The 18,816-nt window shown below is 64.1% G+C and carries 16 protein-coding genes; 9 read left to right on the top strand and 7 right to left on the bottom strand.

Features of this window, described 5'->3' with window-relative positions:
* Positions 1 to 46: 46 nt before the first annotated feature.
* Positions 47 to 871: a squalene/phytoene synthase family protein gene (locus ACOCG7_RS19865; RefSeq protein ID WP_114162364.1), complete on the top strand. Its 825-nt coding sequence runs from the start codon at positions 47 to 49 to the stop codon at positions 869 to 871.
* Between the two features lie 54 nt (positions 872 to 925).
* On the opposite strand, the gene ACOCG7_RS19860 is transcribed toward ACOCG7_RS19865, so the two are convergent.
* The 3 genes from ACOCG7_RS19860 to ACOCG7_RS19850 all read right to left on the bottom strand — a co-directional run bounded on the left by ACOCG7_RS19860 (position 926) and on the right by ACOCG7_RS19850 (position 4,410).
* Positions 926 to 2,170: a DUF1501 domain-containing protein gene (locus tag ACOCG7_RS19860; RefSeq protein ID WP_421379583.1), complete on the bottom strand. Its 1,245-nt coding sequence runs from the start codon at positions 2,168 to 2,170 to the stop codon at positions 926 to 928.
* 71 nt (positions 2,171 to 2,241) lie between these two features.
* Positions 2,242 to 3,882: a DUF1800 domain-containing protein gene (locus tag ACOCG7_RS19855; RefSeq protein ID WP_421379581.1), complete on the bottom strand. Its 1,641-nt coding sequence runs from the start codon at positions 3,880 to 3,882 to the stop codon at positions 2,242 to 2,244.
* 198 nt (positions 3,883 to 4,080) lie between these two features.
* Positions 4,081 to 4,410, bottom strand: coding sequence for a hypothetical protein (locus ACOCG7_RS19850; RefSeq protein ID WP_073426742.1), 330 nt, complete (start codon positions 4,408 to 4,410; stop codon positions 4,081 to 4,083).
* A gap of 226 nt (positions 4,411 to 4,636) precedes the next feature.
* Here ACOCG7_RS19850 and ompR point away from each other — a divergent pair, with 226 nt between their 5' ends.
* The 4 genes from ompR (at position 4,637) to ACOCG7_RS19830 (ending at position 8,143) form a co-directional block, all read left to right on the top strand.
* Positions 4,637 to 5,371 (top strand): two-component system response regulator OmpR, encoded by a 735-nt coding sequence (ompR, locus tag ACOCG7_RS19845; RefSeq protein WP_006048917.1) that lies wholly within the window; start codon positions 4,637 to 4,639, stop codon positions 5,369 to 5,371.
* 88 nt (positions 5,372 to 5,459) lie between these two features.
* Positions 5,460 to 6,809, top strand: a complete 1,350-nt coding sequence (locus ACOCG7_RS19840; RefSeq protein ID WP_073426743.1) for an ATP-binding protein — start codon at positions 5,460 to 5,462, stop codon at positions 6,807 to 6,809.
* Positions 6,810 to 7,001: 192 nt separating this feature from the next.
* A complete protein-coding gene (locus ACOCG7_RS19835) occupies positions 7,002 to 7,550 on the top strand; it encodes a peroxiredoxin (protein ID WP_073426744.1) in 549 nt (182 codons plus the stop codon).
* A 74-nt stretch (positions 7,551 to 7,624) separates the two neighbouring features.
* Entirely contained in the window at positions 7,625 to 8,143 is a 519-nt protein-coding gene (locus tag ACOCG7_RS19830; RefSeq protein ID WP_006048914.1) for a carboxymuconolactone decarboxylase family protein, read from the top strand.
* Positions 8,144 to 8,218: 75 nt separating this feature from the next.
* On the opposite strand, the gene ispF is transcribed toward ACOCG7_RS19830, so the two are convergent.
* A complete protein-coding gene (ispF, locus tag ACOCG7_RS19825) occupies positions 8,219 to 8,698 on the bottom strand; it encodes a 2-C-methyl-D-erythritol 2,4-cyclodiphosphate synthase (RefSeq protein ID WP_421379574.1) in 480 nt (159 codons plus the stop codon).
* Between the two features lie 39 nt (positions 8,699 to 8,737).
* The gene (gene ispD, locus ACOCG7_RS19820) at positions 8,738 to 9,454 is read right to left on the bottom strand and encodes a 2-C-methyl-D-erythritol 4-phosphate cytidylyltransferase (protein WP_421379571.1); all 717 of its coding nucleotides are present in this window, start codon (positions 9,452 to 9,454) and stop codon (positions 8,738 to 8,740) included.
* A gap of 121 nt (positions 9,455 to 9,575) precedes the next feature.
* On the opposite strand from ispD, the gene mfd reads away from it, so the two are divergent.
* The 4 genes from mfd to mscL all read left to right on the top strand — a co-directional run bounded on the left by mfd (position 9,576) and on the right by mscL (position 16,075).
* Positions 9,576 to 13,058, top strand: coding sequence for a transcription-repair coupling factor (mfd, locus tag ACOCG7_RS19815; RefSeq protein ID WP_421379568.1), 3,483 nt, complete (start codon positions 9,576 to 9,578; stop codon positions 13,056 to 13,058).
* A gap of 151 nt (positions 13,059 to 13,209) precedes the next feature.
* Positions 13,210 to 14,448, top strand: coding sequence for an acetylornithine deacetylase (gene argE, locus ACOCG7_RS19810; protein ID WP_073426939.1), 1,239 nt, complete (start codon positions 13,210 to 13,212; stop codon positions 14,446 to 14,448).
* A gap of 56 nt (positions 14,449 to 14,504) precedes the next feature.
* Positions 14,505 to 15,539, top strand: a complete 1,035-nt coding sequence (locus ACOCG7_RS19805; RefSeq protein ID WP_073426748.1) for a threonine ammonia-lyase — start codon at positions 14,505 to 14,507, stop codon at positions 15,537 to 15,539.
* Between the two features lie 89 nt (positions 15,540 to 15,628).
* Entirely contained in the window at positions 15,629 to 16,075 is a 447-nt protein-coding gene (gene mscL / locus ACOCG7_RS19800) for a large conductance mechanosensitive channel protein MscL (protein ID WP_073426749.1), read from the top strand.
* Positions 16,076 to 16,184: 109 nt separating this feature from the next.
* Here mscL and ACOCG7_RS19795 read toward each other — a convergent pair whose 3' ends face one another.
* Together ACOCG7_RS19795 and ACOCG7_RS19790 are read right to left on the bottom strand one after the other, a co-directional pair.
* A complete protein-coding gene (locus ACOCG7_RS19795) occupies positions 16,185 to 18,158 on the bottom strand; it encodes a hybrid sensor histidine kinase/response regulator (protein WP_073426750.1) in 1,974 nt (657 codons plus the stop codon).
* Positions 18,159 to 18,267: 109 nt separating this feature from the next.
* Positions 18,268 to 18,783: a response regulator gene (locus tag ACOCG7_RS19790; RefSeq protein ID WP_073426751.1), complete on the bottom strand. Its 516-nt coding sequence runs from the start codon at positions 18,781 to 18,783 to the stop codon at positions 18,268 to 18,270.
* Between the last annotated feature and the right edge of the window lie 33 nt (positions 18,784 to 18,816).

Below are 18,816 nucleotides of genomic sequence, written 5' to 3'. Positions count from 1 at the left end.
TCCAGTCGCCTCCCCCTTCGCCCGCTCTTCCCCACATTCCAATCCAGTGAATTTCGACGAATATTGCCAGCAAAAAGCGGCACCGCCCGGATCGAGCACTTACTATGCGCTTCGGCAGGGGCCCGCCACAAGCCAGCCGCTTTTGACCGCGCTGTTCGCGCTGCGCCGCGAGTTCGAGGAAACGGTGAAAGAGGTAAGCGATCCCGCCATCGGCCGCACCAAGCTCGCATGGTGGCAAAACGAAATCGCCGCGCTGGCTTCGGGCGCGCCGTCGCATCCGGTGTCCAAGGCGCTCGCGGCCTATCTGCCGGACGTGGAGAACGAGTCCCGCGCGTTGCAGGCGCTGCTTGCCGGTTTCGAAATGGACCTCGACCAGGCGCGCTACCTCGACTACCCGAACCTGCGACGCTATGTACAAGGCGTCGGCGGCACCTTCGCGTCGCTGGTGGCGCGGGCCACGGCGAAAGACGCCGCGCATGCGTCGACGTGGTCGGCTCCGCTCGGCGAGGCGCTACTGCTCGCGCAGTTGGTGGTCGAAACGGGCAATGACGCACGCCACGGCCGCATCTACATTCCGATCGACGAAATGCAGCGCTTTAACGTCACCGCCGCCGATCTGATCAACCGAAAGTATTCCGACGCGTTCACCGGGTTGATGCGCTTCCAGACGAAGCGCGCCGGCGATGCGTTGCATGCCGCACTCGCCGCGGTGCCCACCGGCGAGCGCCGCTCGCAGCGCACGCTGCTCGCGCAAGCGGCGCTCGCGTTGGCGCTGCTGGATGAAATCGAACGCGACGGCTATCACGTGCTGCATCAACGTATCGCGCTGACGCCGATTCGCAAGCTATGGATCGCGTGGCGCGCCAGATAGCTTGAACCTTGCAACGGCCGCGGGTTGAATCCGATGAAGCGCGGCCCGTCATCGTCAGACGCGCAGCAAGGGCAGCGGCTCGAAACGCTGCTGCAGAATCGCCGACGCGTCGAGCCCCCACCACGACCCGAGCACGGTCGCGTAAAGCTGTCGAAAATCGACGCCGACCGGCAAATTGCCATTGCCGTCGAGCCGCCCGAGTTCCGGCGGTACACCGTATAGACCGCCCCGCACTCGTCCGCCCGTGACGAAATGCGGCGCCACGGTGCCGTGGTCCGTGCCGTTGCTGTGGTTCTCGCGCGGACGGCGGCCGAACTCGGCATAGGTCATCACCAGCGTATCGTCCCAACGGCCGAGTTCGACGAGCGCCGACTTCATCGAAGCGAATCCCTCCGCGAGTTGTTTGAGCAGCGCCGCCTGTTGAGCCGGCTGGTTCTGATGCGTATCGAAACCGTTGAGCGTCAGGCGGATCACCGCGACGCCCTGCCCGTTGCCGGGCTGTCCTTGCTGCGTGCGGCCAAAGGCGGCTTCCTTCGGGGCGCCCGCGGCGGCGAGCACCTGCATCGCCGCTTTGATCGAACTGCCGAACGCGCCGCCTGGGAGCGCGGTCTTCATGGCCGCGAGGCCTTGAGCGGGACGCAGACGGTCGGCGGCTTTCACGATGTCGTTCTCGACCTCGAGAATGTGCGCCAGTTCGGGATTGCGCTCGTGCAGCGATACCGGCGTGGCGAGACGCGAGGCCTTCACGAACTGCGCCGGATTGACGAGCGCGATGGCGCGCGCGCCATTCGCGAGCGGCCCCATTTCGGCGCTGCCGATGACCACGCCGTCGGCGGCAAAACCCGCGGGCACCGGCGTCCGCGCGAACGCACGCGTGAGCCAGCCCTCGCGCAGATATTGGTCGGAACGCGACGCGGTGTCCCAGATCTCGATCGAGCGGAAATGCGAGAGGTTCGGCTGCGCATAGCTGACGCCTTGCACGATCGCCAGTTGCCGGCTCTGCCAAAGCGGCATCAGCGGTTGCAACGACGGGTGCAGCGCGGTGCGCTCGTCGAGTTGAATCGCCTGCTCACGTTTGATGCCGATGTTCTTGCGCAGCTGATAGTAAGTGGAATCGGCGAACGGAATCACGGTGTTCAAACCATCGTTGCCGCCCTTCAGCTCGACAAGAATCAACAGGTTGCCGTAGCCGCGATAGGGCGACGCGTCCGGCGCGGCCATTTGCGCGCCGGATGCGCTCGGCAGCCAGAGCGACGCGCCGGCGGTTGCGGCCATCGAGAGAAAGCTGCGTCGTTTCATACTGCACCTCGTTCGATTGTCACGGCGCGTCACACTCTCGCCGCCGGACCGTTCATTTCAGCGGTTCGCGCTCACTTGAGCTGATACGTCGGGTCCATCAGCAGCGCTTCCAGATAAGCGCTCGCGGTGGAATCGGTGTCGATCGCGTTCACCGGCGCAAGCGGCAAGACCGCGTGCTGAAGTTGTAGCTCGGCCGATAGCCCCGGTTTCGCCGTCGGCGCGGTGTTGTACTGTGCGAGCCACCTATCGATGTCGAAGCGCACGCCGCCCCTGGCATCCCGAGCGCCTCGCGCCGTCGCGCGCTGCATCGGCGGATTCGTCCGCATGTCGCGCGGCGCGGCGCTGCCGCTCGCCTCGCCGTTTGCGTTCATCGAATCGCTCATGCGCCGCGGACCGGCGGTTTCGGTCGCGCGAAACAGTTGCTCGACGAATTGCTTGCGCGCGAGCAGCGTCGAACTGTTGATCCATGTCGCGCCGCCGGGCCATCCCTTGACGTTCGGCGGGTATAACAGGTTTTCGCCGAGCGTGCGGATCTGGGCGGCGAACGGCGCGGTGTTGTCGTAACCGATGTCGAACGCGCGCAGCGTGCCGACCACGAATTCCGCCGGCGACTTCACGAGCACGCCGCGATCGCCCTCGTCCCAGAAAGCGTCGCTCATGAAGAGACCGCGCAACGCCACCTCAACCTCGTAATGACTCGCGCGGAACTGCGCGGCGATTGGCGCGATAAGCGCCGGATCCGGCGTATCGGAGACGAATTCACGCCACAGCCCGGTCGTGACGAACGTGGCGGTTTCCGGCCGTGCGAGCAGAATGTCGAGCACCTGATCGCCGTCGAAAGAACCGGTTTGGCCGAGCACGGTCTTTTCGCCGTCGTCGTGCTGGTTGGCGCGCCACAGATACGCCAGCGTGTCGGGATCGAGGCTCCATCCCGTGTAGGCGCGCGCCGCTTCCGAAACGTCGCGCTGCGTGTAATGCCCTTCGCCGAGCGTGAATAGCTCCATCACTTCGCGGGCGAAATTTTCGTTGGGCTTGCCCTTGCGATTGCTGGCACCGTCCAGATACTGCAGCATCGCCGGGTCTTTCGCGACCTCGTGCAGCAGCGTGCCGAAGTTGCCGAGCGCCTCCCGGCGCAGCAGCAGGTTCTGCCGCGCCATCAGTTGTGGAAACTGAACCTTGTCCTGCCCCGACGTGAAATGGTTGTGCCAGAAGAGCGTCATGCGTTCGGTCAGCGGCGACGGCGTGACCAGCATCTCGCGCACCCACCATGCCCGCAAGGTTTCGTAACGCTGCCGACGCAAGCGCTGCTCGTCGCGACGCTGCTCGGCGGTCCACGCCTTGCGCGCTTCACGTGTCGGGAGCGGTTCGAAGACCCAGTCGGGCAGCGGCGTGACAGCTTCGGTTCGTGCTGTTGCGAGCACCTTGTCGACGGCCTGCGCTCGCGTGAGTCCAACGTATTGCGCGAGTTCGGCGCTGTCCGGCGCGAAGCCGACGCGCATCAGGAAGAAGCGCGCGTCGTCCACAGCGAGGATGTTTTGTTCAATGCCGGACGCAGCGGAGGCCGGGGCCGGCGTGCGATGTTTGACGTGCGAGACGCGAGGCCGGCTCTGCTGCGCGACGGCCACCGTCTGCAAACCGTACGTCGCCGCCAGCGTGATGACGGCGATGGCAAACCATCCGCGGCGATTTCCACCTGTGAGAAATTGGGTCATCGGTCATCCGGGTTGGCGGAATGTCAAGTAGCAGCAATCGCGCAGGCAGTCAGGTGCCGCGTCCTCGCCACTCAACGGTAGAACGGATGACAAAGTTGACGAGAGAAGTGCAACGAAATTTTTCGCGCGAGCCAAGGGCTGGAGAACCCAGACGTGAAAGCCGCGCGGCAGCCAGGCGGCGACCGTCACATAAACTGACTAACGCTTATACAGCTCGCGCACGGCGTCTTCGATATGCTGCCGTAGGAGGCGCCGCTCGTCGGGCGTCATATGGCCGTCGCGGCGATGTTGATCGAGATCGGAAGGAATCGCGGTGCGCAACATCGCGTCTGAGGCGGGGCGTTCGGCGTTACTCGCGTTGCGGCGGTTTGCCCGCGGATTGGCGGGTCTGGACGCGTGCTCACTCGCAGCTCTGTCGGCGGAAGGCTGGGCATGGGCGAGCGTTGGTGCCAGTGAGCCTGCAATCGTACCGGCTACCGCCAGTGCAATCACCCGTAGACGCACATTCGGCCAAACCCCTCCCTTCATGTTGTTCCCTTCGTGGCGCGGCAACCGGCTACCTCAATGCGTATACAACCCGGTAACGAGCCGGGCGCGTGAGTTTTAGTCGAGTGAAGTATCCACCGAACAGCCGCATTCAGTAAAGGAGTCTAACGGTCGATGCTTTACGTCGTGCCACATGGCGGGTAAATTTTGTAACTGACTGTAACCCGATAAATGATGCAACCGCGCACCACTTTCTAATCGCGCTAAGATGCCGACCATGGAAACCAAAAACCCTTCGAAAATCCTCGTCGTCGACGACGATCCACGCCTGCGCGATCTGCTGCGCCGTTACCTCGGTGAACAGGGCTTCAACGTCTATGTTGCCGAGAACGCGCCATCCATGAACAAGCTGTGGGTGCGTGAGCGCTTCGATCTGCTGGTGCTGGATCTGATGCTGCCCGGCGAGGACGGCCTGTCGATCTGCCGCCGCCTGCGCGGCAGCAACGACCGCACGCCGATCATCATGCTGACGGCCAAGGGTGAAGACGTCGATCGTATCGTCGGTCTCGAGATGGGCGCCGACGACTATCTCCCCAAGCCCTTCAATCCGCGCGAACTGGTCGCACGGATTCATGCGGTGCTGCGCCGCCAGTCGCCGTCGGAGTTGCCGGGCGCGCCGTCCGAAACCACCGAAGTGTTCGAATTCGGCGAGTTCGCGCTGAATCTCGCCACCCGTACGCTCACCAAGGCCGGCCAGGAAATTCCGCTTACCACCGGCGAGTTCTCCGTGCTGAAAGTGTTTGCGCGCCACCCGCGTCAGCCGCTCTCGCGTGAGAAGTTGATGGAACTCGCGCGCGGCCGCGAATATGAAGTGTTCGACCGCAGCCTCGACGTGCAGATTTCGCGTCTGCGCAAGCTGATCGAACCCGATCCGGGGAGCCCGCGTTTCATCCAGACCGTCTGGGGTCTCGGCTACGTGTTCATTCCCGACGGTGCAGCCTGAGTTTGTTCTCGCCTCCCGTGTCGACTGGAGTTGGCGCTTTAGCGCTTACTCTGGTCCCATGCAAGATAGTTCCAGATAAGAAGGGCCCATGCGGATCGACCGGCGCCTCCTGACGCTCGCGTTCGGCGGCCTTTTCTGGCGGACCTTTCTGTTGATCGCGCTGTTGATCGCGGTCAGTCTCGCCGCCTGGTTTCAGAGCTTTCGCGTGATCGAACGCGAGCCGCGCGCGCAGCGCGTGGCGTTGCAACTGGTCGCCATCGTCAAGCTCACGCGCACCGCGCTCCTCTATTCCGATCCCGACCTGCGGCGCGCGTTGCTGCAGGATCTGGAAAGCAATGAAGGGGTCCGCGTGTATCCGCGCGAAACCACGGACAAGTACAAGCTCCAGCCCGACGAGTCGCTAAACCGGCTGATCGAACACGACATTCGCGGGCGCCTGGGCGACGACACCATCATTGCCCAGAGCGTGAACGACATCCCCGGCGTGTGGATCAGCTTCAAGATCGACGACGACGATTACTGGGTCGCGCTCGACCGCGACCAGCTCGACAACGCCACGGGCCTGCAATGGGCCGGCTGGGGCGTGTTCGCGCTCGCGCTGTCGCTGTTCGGCGCGGCGTTCATCACGAGTCTCGTGAACCGGCCGTTCGCCAGGCTGGCCATGGCCGCACGCAAGGTCGGCTCCGGCCAGTCGCCCGAGCCGTTGCCGGAGCGCGGCATGGGCGTCGCCGCCGAAACCAATCGCAGTTTCAACCAGATGGTGCAGGACCTCGAACAGCTCGAGGCCGACCGCGCGCTGATGCTCGCCGGCATCTCGCACGATCTGCGCACCCCGCTCGCGCGGCTGCGGCTGGAAACCGAAATGAGCCCGTCCGACCAGGCGACCAAGGACGCGATGGTCGACGACATCGAGCAGATGGACATGATCATCGGCCGCTTCCTCGATTACGCGCGCCCGGTGCAGCGGGTGCCCGAACCGGTCGACCTGTCCGTGATCGCGGGAGAACTGGCCGCGCGGATGCAAAGCGAGGACAGCATGCGGCTGATCACGCGCCTCGCGCCCTCGGCGGTGATCGAAGCCGACGAAACCGATATGCGGCGCGTGGTCGGCAATCTGCTGGAGAACGCGCGCAAGTACGGTTTGAGCGACGGTGACGGCATTCCGCACGTGATTCTGGAAACGCGGGTGTCGCACTCACGGGTCGAACTTTCGGTGGTCGACGAAGGTCCAGGTATTCCGGAAGACCAGCTAGCGCTTGTCACACGGCCGTTCTATCGTGTGAATTCCGCGCGCACCCAGGCGAACGGCACCGGCCTTGGCATGGCAATTGTGCAACGCCTGGTGGGCCGCTACCGCGGCGCGCTGCGTCTGCGCAATCGCACGCCAGGACCGGGGCTCGAGGTGACGATCGAGTTCCCGCTCGCGAAAGGCGTTTGACCGCGTCAAGCCGGGCGCGCTGCCGGAACCGCCAGTCATCCGCGTTGAATAATAACTATCCGGGTTGTTAGTGAAAAACTACTGAACGGATAGTTCAATAGAGCTATAGTTGAAAACCTTGCAACGCGCTCGCGATGACGAGCTGATAGCCTCAAACATGCTGTTTTTTCCAACACACGAAGGAGCATTCGCATGAAAACTGTTGGCGACAAACTCGAAGCGTTCACCGTCACGGCTGCCAAGCCGGGCTTCAACAACCACGAAGAAAACGGCATCTCGGCGTTCGAAGAGATCACGGAGCAGTCGTTTCCGGGCAAGTGGAAGATCCTCTATTTCTATCCGAAGGATTTCACGTTCGTCTGTCCGACGGAAATCGTCGAGTTCGGCAAGCTGGCCAAGGACTTCGAGGAGCGCGACGCGGTATTGCTGGGCGGCAGCGTCGACAACGAGTTCGTGAAGCTGGCATGGCGCCGCGAGCACAAAGACCTGAGCAAGCTGAACCACTATTCGTTCGGCGACGTCAAGGGCGAACTGATCGACCAGCTCGGCGTGCGCGACAAGGAAGCCGGTGTCGCGCTGCGCGCCACGTTCATCGTCGATCCGGACAACACGATCCAGCACGTTTCGGTCAACAACCTGAACGTCGGCCGCAACCCGGAAGAAGTGCTGCGGATTCTCGACGGCCTGCAAACGGACGAACTCTGCCCGTGCAACCGCGCGGTCGGCGGCGCAACGCTGTAAGCCGTGGCGCCGGAAGCCCGCCAGGCTTGGAAAAGCCGCGGGCTTTTTTATCGACAACTTGATAGGAGATGCCAATGGAATTCTTATCTTCGATTAAGGCGCTCGTGCCCGACTACGCCAAGGACATTCGGCTGAATCTGGACGGGACGATTGCGCGCTCTTCGCTGGAAGGCAACGACGCGGTCGGCGTGGCGCTCGCGGCGGCGTTCGCCGCGAAGAGCACGGTCATCGTGAATGCGATTCGCAACGCCGGGGTTTTATCTCCGGAAGAAACGAATGGCGCGCTGACTGCCGCGGCGTTGATGGGAATGAATAACGTCTGGTATCCGTATGTGGAAATGACGGATAACGCGGATTTGAAATCGCAGCCGGCGCAATTACGGATGAATGCCTATGCGTCGCATGGCGGGGTCGATAAGCGGCGGTTTGAAATGTATGCGCTGGCCGCGTCGATTATCGGCAAATGCCATTTCTGCGTGAAATCGCATTTCGACACACTGGTGGCCGAAGGCATGAGCACCACTCAATTGCGCGACGTGGGGCGTATTGCGGCGGTGATCAATGCCGCGGCGCAGTGCATTGCCGCGGAATAAAAACGCGTTGACGACGCGCGGCGCGGCGATTACTTGCGCCGCCGCGCGCCTTCGTTTGAAGGCCTGCCCGGCGGCTCAATTCTTGAGCAACAGAACCACGGCCTGCGCCTCGATCCCCTCGCCTCGCCCGAGATAACCCAGCTTCTCATTGGTCTTGGCCTTGACGTTGACCCGCTCGACAGGCAAGCCAAGGTCAGCCGCGATATTGGCCCGCATGCCTTCGATATGAGACGCGAGCTTCGGCGCCTGAGCCACCACGCTGCTGTCCACGTTGGCAATGGAAAATCCGGCGGCCGTCACGCGGGCAAAACACTCGCGCAGCAAAACCCGGCTGTCCGCGCCGGCAAACTTCGCGTCGGTGTCGGAGAAATGCCGGCCGATATCGCCCATAGCGGCCGCGCCGAAAATAGCGTCGGTAATCGCATGCAACAGCACGTCCGCATCCGAATGCCCGAGCAATCCGCGCTCATAAGGAATCGTCACGCCGCCGATTATCAGCGGACGCCCCGGCACCAGCGCATGCACGTCATAGCCCTGCCCAATTCTGAAATCCATCTGCGTCGAGTCCGGTAATTGAAATTTGAAGTCGTCGAATCAGGAAGCCGATGCGGGCCGGCAGAGAATCGCCTCGGCCAGATCGAAGTCTTCCGGATAAGTCACCTTGAAGTTGCGCAAGCTGCCCTGCACGAGTTTCGGCGCATGGCCCAGCCATTCGATCGCGCTTGCTTCGTCGGTCAGATCGTGACCGTCCGCGTGCGCGCGCAAAATCGCCTCGCGCAACATGCCGATGCGGAACATTTGCGGCGTCTGCGCCTGCCACAAGCCGTCACGCGCCTCGGTGCGGGCGATCCGCCCGTCGGTCGAGGCGGCGTCGATCCGCTTCAGGGTGTCCGCCACCGGCAAGGCCATGATGCCGCCGACCGCGTCGTCCTTCAGCGCGCCGACCAGCGTGCGGATCAGCGAGGGCGTGATGCCCGGCCGCGCGGCGTCGTGCACCAGCACCCAGTCGTCGTCGCGCGCGCCGAATTCCGCGAGCGCATGCAGCCCGTTCAGCACCGACGCCTGGCGCGACGCCCCGCCGCACCGGCGCACCGCGAAGCGCAAGCCGCCGAAGCGGCGGGCGTCGAAGTGCTGGTCGTCGGCGGCGATCACGACCAGCGTTTGCGCAAACTCGCTGCACGCGTCGAACGCCGCCAGCGAATAATGCAGCATGTCGCGGCCGGCGACGGTGCGATATTGCTTGGGCATCGCGGCGCCGGAACGGCTGCCGGTGCCGGCGCACGGAATCAGGGCAAATAGACGGGAAGTCACGAGTGCGGATGCCGCGAAGTGAAAGTAAAGGACGGATTTTATAATAGGTCCTTCGCATCCACGCCCCGACACGCGTAAACTTGCCGGTCACGTGTGAGCCCAAGGCCGCCTTTTCTCTTCTATGCCAGACATCGCCGCATCATCGCAATACTCCCCGCCCGTCGCGCTCGTCAAGGCCGGCCAGCGTTTCGTCTTCGACGGCACGCACGGCTCGTCCGACGCGCTGCTGATCGCCCGCTACCATCTCGCCTATCGCGAGAAGGTGCCGCTATTGGCGGTGGTGTGCGAAAGCGCGGTCGATGCGCAGCGTCTGTCGCAGGAAATCGGCTTTTTCGCGCCCGAGGCCCGCGTGCGCTTGCTACCCGACTGGGAAACGCTGCCTTACGACAGCTTTTCGCCGCACCAGGATCTGGTCTCCGAGCGCCTCGCCACGCTGCACGATCTCGGCGAGGGCCGCTGCGACATCCTGCTCGTGCCCGCCACCACGGCGCTCTACCGGATGCCGCCGGCGTCGTTCATGGCGGGCTACACGTTCGCGTTCTCGCAAGGCGAGCGTCTCGACGAAGCGAGGCTGAAGGCGCAATTGACGCTCGCCGGCTACGAGCACGTGAGCCAGGTGGTGCGCCCGGGCGAGTACTGCGTGCGCGGCTCGCTGCTCGATCTGTTCCCGATGGGCTCGCCCTTGCCGTACCGCATCGACCTGTTCGACGATCAGGTCGACTCGATCCGCGCCTTCGACCCCGACACGCAGCGCAGCCTCTATCCGGTGAAGGACGTGCGCCTCCTGCCCGGCCGCGAATTCCCGTTCGACGAAGCCGCGCGCACCGCATTCCGCAGCCGCTGGCGCGAAACCTTCGAGGGCGATCCGAGCCGCGCGTCGATCTACAAGGACATCGGCAACGGCGTGCCGTCCGCGGGCATCGAATACTATCTGCCGCTTTTCTTCGACGAAACCGCGACGCTGTTCCACTACCTCCCCGAAGGCGCGCAACTGGCGTTCGTCGGCGATCTGGACGCCGCGATCCGGCGCTTCACCAACGACACGAAGCAGCGCTACAACTTCCTCTCGCACGATCGCGACCGGCCGATTCTGGAGCCACAGCGTCTCTTTCTGTCGGATGAGGACTTCTTCACGTTCGCCAAGCCGTTCGCGCGGCTCGCGCTGCCCGGCAACGCCGGCGGCGGCTGGTCGCTGCCGCTGCCAGATCTGGCGATCGACCGTCACGCCGACGATCCGGTCGCGGCCTTGCGCGCCTATCTGGAGACCACGCCGAACCGCGTGCTGTTCGCCGCGGAATCGGCGGGCCGTCGCGAAACGCTGCTGCAACTGCTGGTCGACAATCATCTGAAACCCGTTTCGAGCGACAGCTTCCAGGACTGGCTCACCGGCGACGAGCGTTTCTCGCTGGGCGTCGCGCCGCTCGCGAACGGTTTTGCCGTGCCGCTCGACGGCATCGCGATCATCACCGAGACGGAGCTATACGGCCCGCTCGCGCGCCGCGCGGGACGCCGCCGCCAGGAACAGGCGAGCAACGTCGATTCGATGGTGCGCGATCTGTCCGAGTTGAAGGTGGGCGATCCGGTCGTGCATTCGCAGCACGGCATCGGCCGCTATATGGGTCTCGTCACGATGGATCTCGGCGAAGGCGAAACCGAGTTCCTGCACCTCGAATACGCGGGCGACAGCAAGCTCTACGTGCCGGTCGCGCAACTCCATGTGATCTCGCGCTACAGCGGCGCCGATCCCGAAAGCGCGCCGCTGCACTCGCTCGGCTCCGGCCAGTGGGAAAAGGCCAAGCGCAAGGCGGCGCAACAGATTCGCGACACCGCGGCCGAACTGCTGAACCTGTACGCGCGCCGCGCCGCCCGCGAGGGCCATGCGTTCGCGCTCGAACCGAAGGATTACGTGAAGTTCGCCGAGAGCTTCGGCTTCGAGGAAACGCCCGATCAGGCCGCGGCGATTGCCGCCGTGATCGGCGACATGACGAGCGGCAAGCCGATGGACCGGCTCGTGTGCGGCGACGTCGGCTTCGGCAAGACCGAGGTGGCGTTGCGCGCGGCCTTCATCGCGGTGATGGGCGGCAAGCAGGTGGCGCTGCTCTCGCCCACCACGCTGCTCGCCGAACAGCACACGCAAACCTTCTCCGACCGTTTCTCCGACTGGCCGGTGCGCATCGCCGAACTGTCGCGTTTCAAGTCGACCAAGGAAGTCAACGCGGCCATCCAGCAGATCAACGAAGGCAGCGTCGACATCGTGATCGGCACGCACAAGCTGCTCTCCTCCGATGTGCAGTTCAAGCGGCTCGGGCTCGTGATCATCGACGAGGAGCACCGTTTCGGCGTGCGTCAGAAAGAAGCATTGAAGGCGCTCAGAGCGGAAGTCGACGTGCTCACGCTCACCGCCACGCCGATCCCCCGCACGCTCGGCATGGCGCTCGAAGGTCTGCGCGATTTCTCGGTGATCGCCACCGCGCCGCAAAAGCGCCTCGCGATCAAAACCTTCGTGCGCCGCGAGGAAGACAGCGTGATCCGCGAGGCCATGCTGCGCGAGTTGAAGCGCGGCGGCCAGGTCTACTTCCTGCACAACGAAGTCGAGACGATCGAGAATCGCCGGCAGATGCTCGAAGCCCTGGTGCCCGAAGCGCGCCTCGCGGTCGCGCACGGGCAGATGCACGAACGCGAGCTGGAGCGCGTGATGCGCGACTTCGTCGCGCAGCGCGCCAACGTGCTGCTGTGCACGACGATCATCGAAACCGGCATCGACGTGCCCACCGCCAACACCATCCTGATTCACCGCGCCGACAAGTTCGGTCTCGCGCAGTTGCATCAGTTGCGTGGCCGGGTGGGCCGCTCGCATCACCAGGCGTATTCGTATCTGCTGGTGCACGATCCGCAAGGTCTGACCAAGCAGGCGCAACGCCGGCTCGAGGCAATCCAGCAGATGGAGGAACTCGGCTCGGGCTTCTATCTCGCCATGCACGACCTGGAGATTCGCGGCACCGGCGAAGTGCTCGGCGACAAGCAGTCGGGCGAGATTCACGAGATCGGTTTCCAGCTTTACACCGACATGCTGAACGACGCCGTGAAGGCGCTCAAGGAAGGCAAGGAGCCGGACCTCACCGCGCCGCTCGCCGCGACCACCGAGATCAATCTGCACGCGCCGGCGATTCTGCCCGCGGACTATTGCGGCGACGTGCAGGAGCGTCTGTCGCTGTACAAGCGCCTCGCCAACTGCGAACACAACGATTCGATCGACGGCATTCAGGAAGAACTGATCGACCGCTTCGGCAAGTTGCCGCCGCAAGCGCACGCGCTGGTGGAGACGCATCGTCTGCGGCTCGCGGCGAAGCCGTTGGGCATTTCGAAGATCGACGCGGGCGAAGCCGTGATTGGTTTGCAGTTCATCCCCAACCCGCCGGTCGACGCGATGCGGATCATCGAGATGGTGCAGAAACACAAGCACATCAAGCTCGCGGGCCAGGACAAGCTGCGTATCGAAACGCGCAGCCCCGATCTGGCGGTACGCGTCGCGACGGTGAAGGAAACGCTGCGCGCGCTCGGCGCGCCGAGCCGCGGCACCGCGGCCCCGGTCGCCGCGCGCTGACGTCCGCTTTCGGCGCCGATCGCTCGAAGTTCGGGAATACGCGCCACGTCCCGCGTTTTTGCTCATGTTGCAACGCGCAAACGCGCGCCGCGGCGCACGAAAGGGGCATATTTTGGGATATGATCGAAAGACTCAAATGCCGGAGTCCGTCATGTCCCATGTCGCTGAATCAGCGCAGCCCTCTTCCCTATCCGCTTCCGCACAGAACGCTTCGTCGCCGGTTTCGCTTCCCTGGGTCACCCGTCTCGTGTCGATGGACACGGTCAGCCGCAACCCGAATCTCGGCCTGATCGAAACCGTGCGCGACGAACTGCGCGCGGCCGGCATCGAAGCCACGCTCACGCACGACGCGAGCGGCAAATGGGCCAACCTGTTCGCGACGATCCCCGCGCACGACGGCGAAACCAACGGCGGCGTGGTGCTCTCGGGTCATACGGACGTGGTGCCGGTGGACGGCCAGCAATGGGACAGCGATCCGTTCAAGCCGGAAATTCGCGGCGACAAACTGTATGGCCGCGGCACGTGCGACATGAAGGGTTTCATCGGCGCGGCGCTGGCGCTCGTGCCCGACATGCAGCGCGCGAAGCTCGCAAGGCCGATCCACCTCGCCCTCTCGTTCGATGAGGAAGTCGGCTGCGCCGGCGCGCCGCTCATGATTCAGGACCTGATGAAGCGCGGCGTGAAGCCGGACGGCTGCATCGTCGGCGAACCGACCAGCATGCGCCCGATCGTCGCGCACAAGGGCATCAACGCTTACCAGTGCTGCGTGCGCGGCCAGGCCGCGCATTCGTCGCTCACGCCGAAGGGCTTGAACGCGATCGAGTACGCCGCGCGCCTGATCTGCTACATCCGCGACATGGCCGATCAGTTCCGCGAGCAAGGTCCGTTCGACGAACTGTACGACGTGCCCTTCACCACCGCGCAGACCAGCACGATCGTCGGCGGCAATGCGATCAACACCGTGCCGGCCGAATGCAAATTCCAGTTCGAATTCCGCAACCTGCCCACGCTCGATCCCGAACCGATCTTCGCGCGCATCGATCAGTACGCGCGCGAAACGCTGCTGCCGAAGATGCTGCGCGAGCATCCGTCGGCGGCCATCGAGATCACCAGGATCGCCGCGGCGCCGGGGCTCGATTCATCGGAACAGGCGGCGATCACGCAACTCGTGCGCGCCCTGACCGCCGATCAGGACAAACGCAAGGTCGCGTACGGCACCGAAGCCGGTCTGTTTTCGCTGGCGGGCATTCCGAGCATCGTATGCGGCCCCGGCGACATCCAGCAGGCGCACAAGGCCAACGAATTCGTCGCGCTCGATCAGCTCGTGGCATGCGAGCGCTTCCTGCACAAGTTCATTCACAGCATGTCGGTCGAGGCGCACGCACACTGAAACCGTCCGCCGCCACGCACCGTTTCACCCATACCAAACGAACGAGCGCCCCCGCCATGTCCACCGCCACGCCACTGCATACCGACCACACGATCGACGGCGAGCCGATCCCCACGCTCGACGACATCGCGACGCAACACTTCGCGTTGACGCCGTGGGTCGCGCGAACGCCGGTGTTCGACAGGCTCGACTTTCCGTCGATGGAAGGCACGGTGGTGAACTTCAAGTTCGAGCTGCTGCAAGCGGGCGGCAGCTTCAAGGCGCGCGGCGCGTTCACCAACCTGCTGGCACTCGACGAAGCGCAACGCAGCGCGGGCGTGACCTGCGTGTCGGGCGGCAATCACGCGGTGGCGGTGGCGTATGCGGCCATGCGTCTTGGCATCGGCGCGAAGGTCGTGCTGTTTCGCGCGGCGAACCCGGCGCGCGTGGCATTGTGCCGGCAGTATCGCGCCGAGATCGTGTTCGCGGAAAACATCGCCGAGGCGTTCGAACTGGTGCGCCGTATCGAGGCCGAGGAAGGCCGCTATTTCGTGCATCCGTTCAACGGTTATCGCACCGTGCTGGGCTCGGCCACGCTCGGCTATGAATGGGTCACGCAAACGCCCGACCTCGAAGCGGTGATCCTGCCGATCGGCGGCGGCGGTCTCGCCGCGGGCGTCGCCACGGCCATGCGGCTCGCGAATCCGCGCGTGCATGTGTACGGCGTCGAACCCGAGGGCGCGGATGTGATGGGCAGGAGTTTTGCGGCCAATCACACGGTCAAGATGGGCCAGATGCACGGCATCGCCGATTCGCTGATGTCGCCGCATACCGAGGAATACAGCTACGAGTTGTGCCGCCGTCATATCGACGATCTCGTCACCGTTTCCGACGACCAGTTGCGCGCGGCCATGCTGACCTTGTTCGGTCAACTCAAGCTGGCTGTGGAGCCCGCCTGCGCCGCCGCCACGGCGGGCTTGCTCGGACCGCTACGCGAAAAGCTGCAAGGCAAACGGGTGGGCGTGCTGCTGTGCGGCACCAACACCGATCCGGTCAGTTTTGCCGCGCATATCGAACGCGCCCGCCACGGCGAGTCACAGTTTCCGGGCTAAAGACCGCGCCTCGTTTTCCCTGCCCGAAGCACTCGCCTATTCGTCCGACGTTGGTATGATTCGTTTATCGATTCTCGGGAGGAACCTCAATGAGCATGGTCAAGGAATTCAAAGAATTCGCCCTCAAGGGCAACGTGGTGGATCTGGCAGTCGGCGTGATCATCGGCGGCGCGTTTTCCACCATCGTCAATTCCGTTGTTAAAGACCTGATCATGCCGGTTGTCGGCGTCGCCACCGGCGGCCTCGATTTCTCCAACAAGTTCATTCGCCTCGGCGATATTCCGCCCAGCTTCAAGGGCAGCCCCGAGTCGTATAAAGATCTGCAGACGGCAGGCGTCGCGGTGTTCGGCTACGGCTCGTTCATTACCGTGGCCATCAACTTCGTCATTCTCGCGTTCATCATTTTCCTGATGGTCAAGTTCATCAACAATCTGCGCAGGCCGGCCGAGGACGCAGCGGCAGAGCCGCCGCCCCCGCCGGAAGACGTGCTGCTGCTGCGTGAAATCCGCGATTCACTGAAGAACTCGCCGCGCTAGGCCGCGAACCCGCGGATCGGGCGGCGCCAATAAAAAGGCCTGTTGCGATTTGTCGCAACAGGCCTTTTTTCACGCTGTCCACTTTCATGCCGGGCGCTACGCGCAACCCCTAAGCGCCTTGCTGCGCCTTTCGGTTCACCGCGCCCTCGATCATCGTCTCCAACTGGCCGAAATTGACGGGCTTCGTCAGATGGGAAGTGAAGCCGGCGCTCAAGCAACGACGCACGTCTTCATCCGTGCCGAAGCCGGTCAACGCGACCGCCGGCGCATCCGAATGCTCGCGGAACGCCTTGATGAAATCGAGGCCGGTGCCGTCGGGCAAGCCCACGTCGCTGACAACCAGATCGAAGCGCTGCAACTGTGTGGCGGCCAACGCATCGTCCACGCGGCCGACCGTCGTGACTTCGTGGCCGAGGCTGCGAATCAGTTGCGCCATCACCTCGGCGGTATCCACGTGGTCCTCGATCAGCAAGATGTTCAGCAGGCCGGCCGCATGCACTTCGTCAGGCACGGCGACGGACGGCGTGCCGGCCGGCGCAGCGGCGGTCGGCAGCGTGATCGTGAAGGTCGCGCCGCAATGCGCGCCGGGGCTCTGCGCGGTGACGGTGCCGCCGTGCACATCGGTCAACGCCTTCGTGATCGCGAGACCGAGGCCCAGGCCGCCGAATTGCCGTGTCATGTTCTGGTCGCCCTGCTCGAACGCGTTGAAGAGCTTGCCGATCTGTTCCGGCTCGATGCCGATGCCCGTGTCTTCGACCGATATCTGCACCTGCATGCGTTCGTCGCGCGTGCGCACGTAAATGTGGCCGCCATCGGGCGTGAACTTGGCGGCGTTGCGGATCAGGTTCCATAGCATCTGCTGCAAGCGCGCGCGATCGGCCAGCACGTAATGGTGCTTCGCGTTCTTGTGCACGTGCACGTCCTGCTGCTTGACCTGGATCTCGCTGCGGAAAAGTTCGAGCACGCTGTCCATCACGTCGTGCACGTCGACGGTTTCCAGCGACAGACGCAGCTTGCCGTTCGCCACGCGCGTGAGATCGAGCAGGTCGTCGATCAGCCGCGCCTCCAGCTCGACGTTGCGGCGAATCATGCGCACGCTCGCACGCGCCTGATCGGGCAGATCGGGAATCATCTCCAGCACGCTCGCGCCCGCCAATACCGGCGTGAGCGGCGTGCGCAACTCATGCGAGAGCATCGCCAGAAAACGGTCCTTGGCGCGGTTCGCTTCCTCGGCGATCTGACGGGCAGCCTGCTCCGAGGCAAGCAGGCGTTCGCGCTCCTCGATCGCCTCGCGCTGCGAATGAATGTCCGTGCAACTGCCGAACCATTTGCTGACCTTGCCCTCGGCGTCGCGCATCGCCACCACGCGCGCGTCGAACCAGCGGTATTCGCCGTCGTGGCGGCGGATCCGCAGTTCGTGCTGGTAGTCGCCCGCGTTGTTCGCCACCGTGTTGAGCCACGTGCGGCGGATTTCCTCGCGGTCGTCCGGATGCACGGCATCCAGCCACGCGAGGCCGTGTGAGCTGTTGTCGGGCAGGCCGGTGTAGTCGAACCACTGCTTCGAGAGAAAGTCGCAGTCGCCCGTGGCGTTGCAGGTCAGCACCAGATGCGGCAGCGTCTCCGACAAGGTGCGGTAATGCTGTTCGCGGTCGCGCAACAGCAAGGCTTCGTCCGACGCTTTTTGCAAACGCACTTGCGACAGCACGCGCTCGACCGCCTCGGGCAGGTAATTGAGGTATTCGCCGGATTTGGGCACGACGTCGGAGACGCCCGCGCGCAGCGCTTCGATCACGCGCGATTCGTCGGTGAAGCCGGTCACCAGAATGGCGGGAATCCGCACGCCTTCGGCGCGCAAGCGGCGAAAGAAGTCGAGTCCGGTTTCCGGTCCGCTGAGCTGATAGTCGAGCACCAGCAAATCGGGGCCGCCCGCGCCGAGCCGCTCGTGGGCCGCCTCGACGCTGGCGCAGATCGCTACCCGGCAGCCGGCGCGCTCCAGCGACTTGCGCGCGAGCCGCAAAATGCCTTCGTCGTCGTCGACGACCAGCACATAGGCGGCGGGCAGCGTGGACACGTCTTCGATCATGCGAATCTTCTTTTAGGCTAGGTCTGGTGGTTATGTTGTCACGAGCGACTTTCGGGTGACTTTCAGGTGACTTCCAGCGGCGGCTGTGCGGCTTCACATGAACGTTACCTCAAGGCACCGCGAAACGATGGCCCGGCGGCAGCTTGACGACCTGCAGGAAGAAGCCGAGCCGGCGCACGGCTTCGATGAACGCGTCATATTCGACCGGCTTGGTGATGTACACGTTGCAGCCCAGCTCGTAGCACCTGGCGATTTCGCGCGGGTCGTCGGTGGTGGTCAGGACGATCACCGGCACCGCGGCGGTCCGCGGCGACTCTTTCAGACGCCGCAAGACTTCGAAGCCGTCCACTCGCGGCATCTTCAGGTCGAGCAGCACGACGAAATTCGTCAGATCGTCGCGCGACGGATAAGCGCTCGCCGCGGGCTCGGAGGCGCCGCCGCCCGCGCCGCTGGCAGCGGCCTCGGCCGGCGCGGGGCCGAAAAAGTAATCGAGTGCCTGCTGGCCGTCGCGAAAGCGCAGGAATCCGTTCGAAACGCCGGCACGGCGCAGATTGCGCTCGACGAGCGTGGCATGGCCGTCGTCATCCTCGATCAGCACGATGCCGACCGTTTCCCCGTGACTCATACGCCCTCCGTGCTAACGATCCGTATCTATGTT

It is taken from the genome of Paraburkholderia sp. DD10 (assembly GCF_049177125.1).
Taxonomy (GTDB): Bacteria; Pseudomonadota; Gammaproteobacteria; order Burkholderiales; family Burkholderiaceae; genus Paraburkholderia; species Paraburkholderia terricola.
The sequence above is the reverse complement of the archived record's forward strand: the minus strand, read 5'-3'. Positions and strand labels throughout refer to the sequence as shown.

What these genes read in the sequence shown, in the direction of transcription:
- argE (WP_073426939.1), top strand. Translation starts at nt 13,210, where the DNA reads ATGTCCCATGTCGCTGAATCAGCGCAGCCCTCTTCCCTATCCGCTTCC.
- ACOCG7_RS19860 (WP_421379583.1), bottom strand. Translation starts at nt 2,170, where the DNA reads ATGAAACGACGCAGCTTTCTCTCGATGGCCGCAACCGCCGGCGCGTCG.
- ACOCG7_RS19795 (WP_073426750.1), bottom strand. Translation starts at nt 18,158, where the DNA reads ATGATCGAAGACGTGTCCACGCTGCCCGCCGCCTATGTGCTGGTCGTC.
- ACOCG7_RS19835 (WP_073426744.1), top strand. Translation starts at nt 7,002, where the DNA reads ATGAAAACTGTTGGCGACAAACTCGAAGCGTTCACCGTCACGGCTGCC.
- ACOCG7_RS19830 (WP_006048914.1), top strand. Translation starts at nt 7,625, where the DNA reads ATGGAATTCTTATCTTCGATTAAGGCGCTCGTGCCCGACTACGCCAAG.
- mscL (WP_073426749.1), top strand. Translation starts at nt 15,629, where the DNA reads ATGAGCATGGTCAAGGAATTCAAAGAATTCGCCCTCAAGGGCAACGTG.
- ompR (WP_006048917.1), top strand. Translation starts at nt 4,637, where the DNA reads ATGCCGACCATGGAAACCAAAAACCCTTCGAAAATCCTCGTCGTCGAC.
- ACOCG7_RS19790 (WP_073426751.1), bottom strand. Translation starts at nt 18,783, where the DNA reads ATGAGTCACGGGGAAACGGTCGGCATCGTGCTGATCGAGGATGACGAC.
- ACOCG7_RS19855 (WP_421379581.1), bottom strand. Translation starts at nt 3,882, where the DNA reads ATGACCCAATTTCTCACAGGTGGAAATCGCCGCGGATGGTTTGCCATC.
- mfd (WP_421379568.1), top strand. Translation starts at nt 9,576, where the DNA reads ATGCCAGACATCGCCGCATCATCGCAATACTCCCCGCCCGTCGCGCTC.
- ispF (WP_421379574.1), bottom strand. Translation starts at nt 8,698, where the DNA reads ATGGATTTCAGAATTGGGCAGGGCTATGACGTGCATGCGCTGGTGCCG.
- ACOCG7_RS19840 (WP_073426743.1), top strand. Translation starts at nt 5,460, where the DNA reads ATGCGGATCGACCGGCGCCTCCTGACGCTCGCGTTCGGCGGCCTTTTC.
- ACOCG7_RS19850 (WP_073426742.1), bottom strand. Translation starts at nt 4,410, where the DNA reads ATGAAGGGAGGGGTTTGGCCGAATGTGCGTCTACGGGTGATTGCACTG.
- ACOCG7_RS19805 (WP_073426748.1), top strand. Translation starts at nt 14,505, where the DNA reads ATGTCCACCGCCACGCCACTGCATACCGACCACACGATCGACGGCGAG.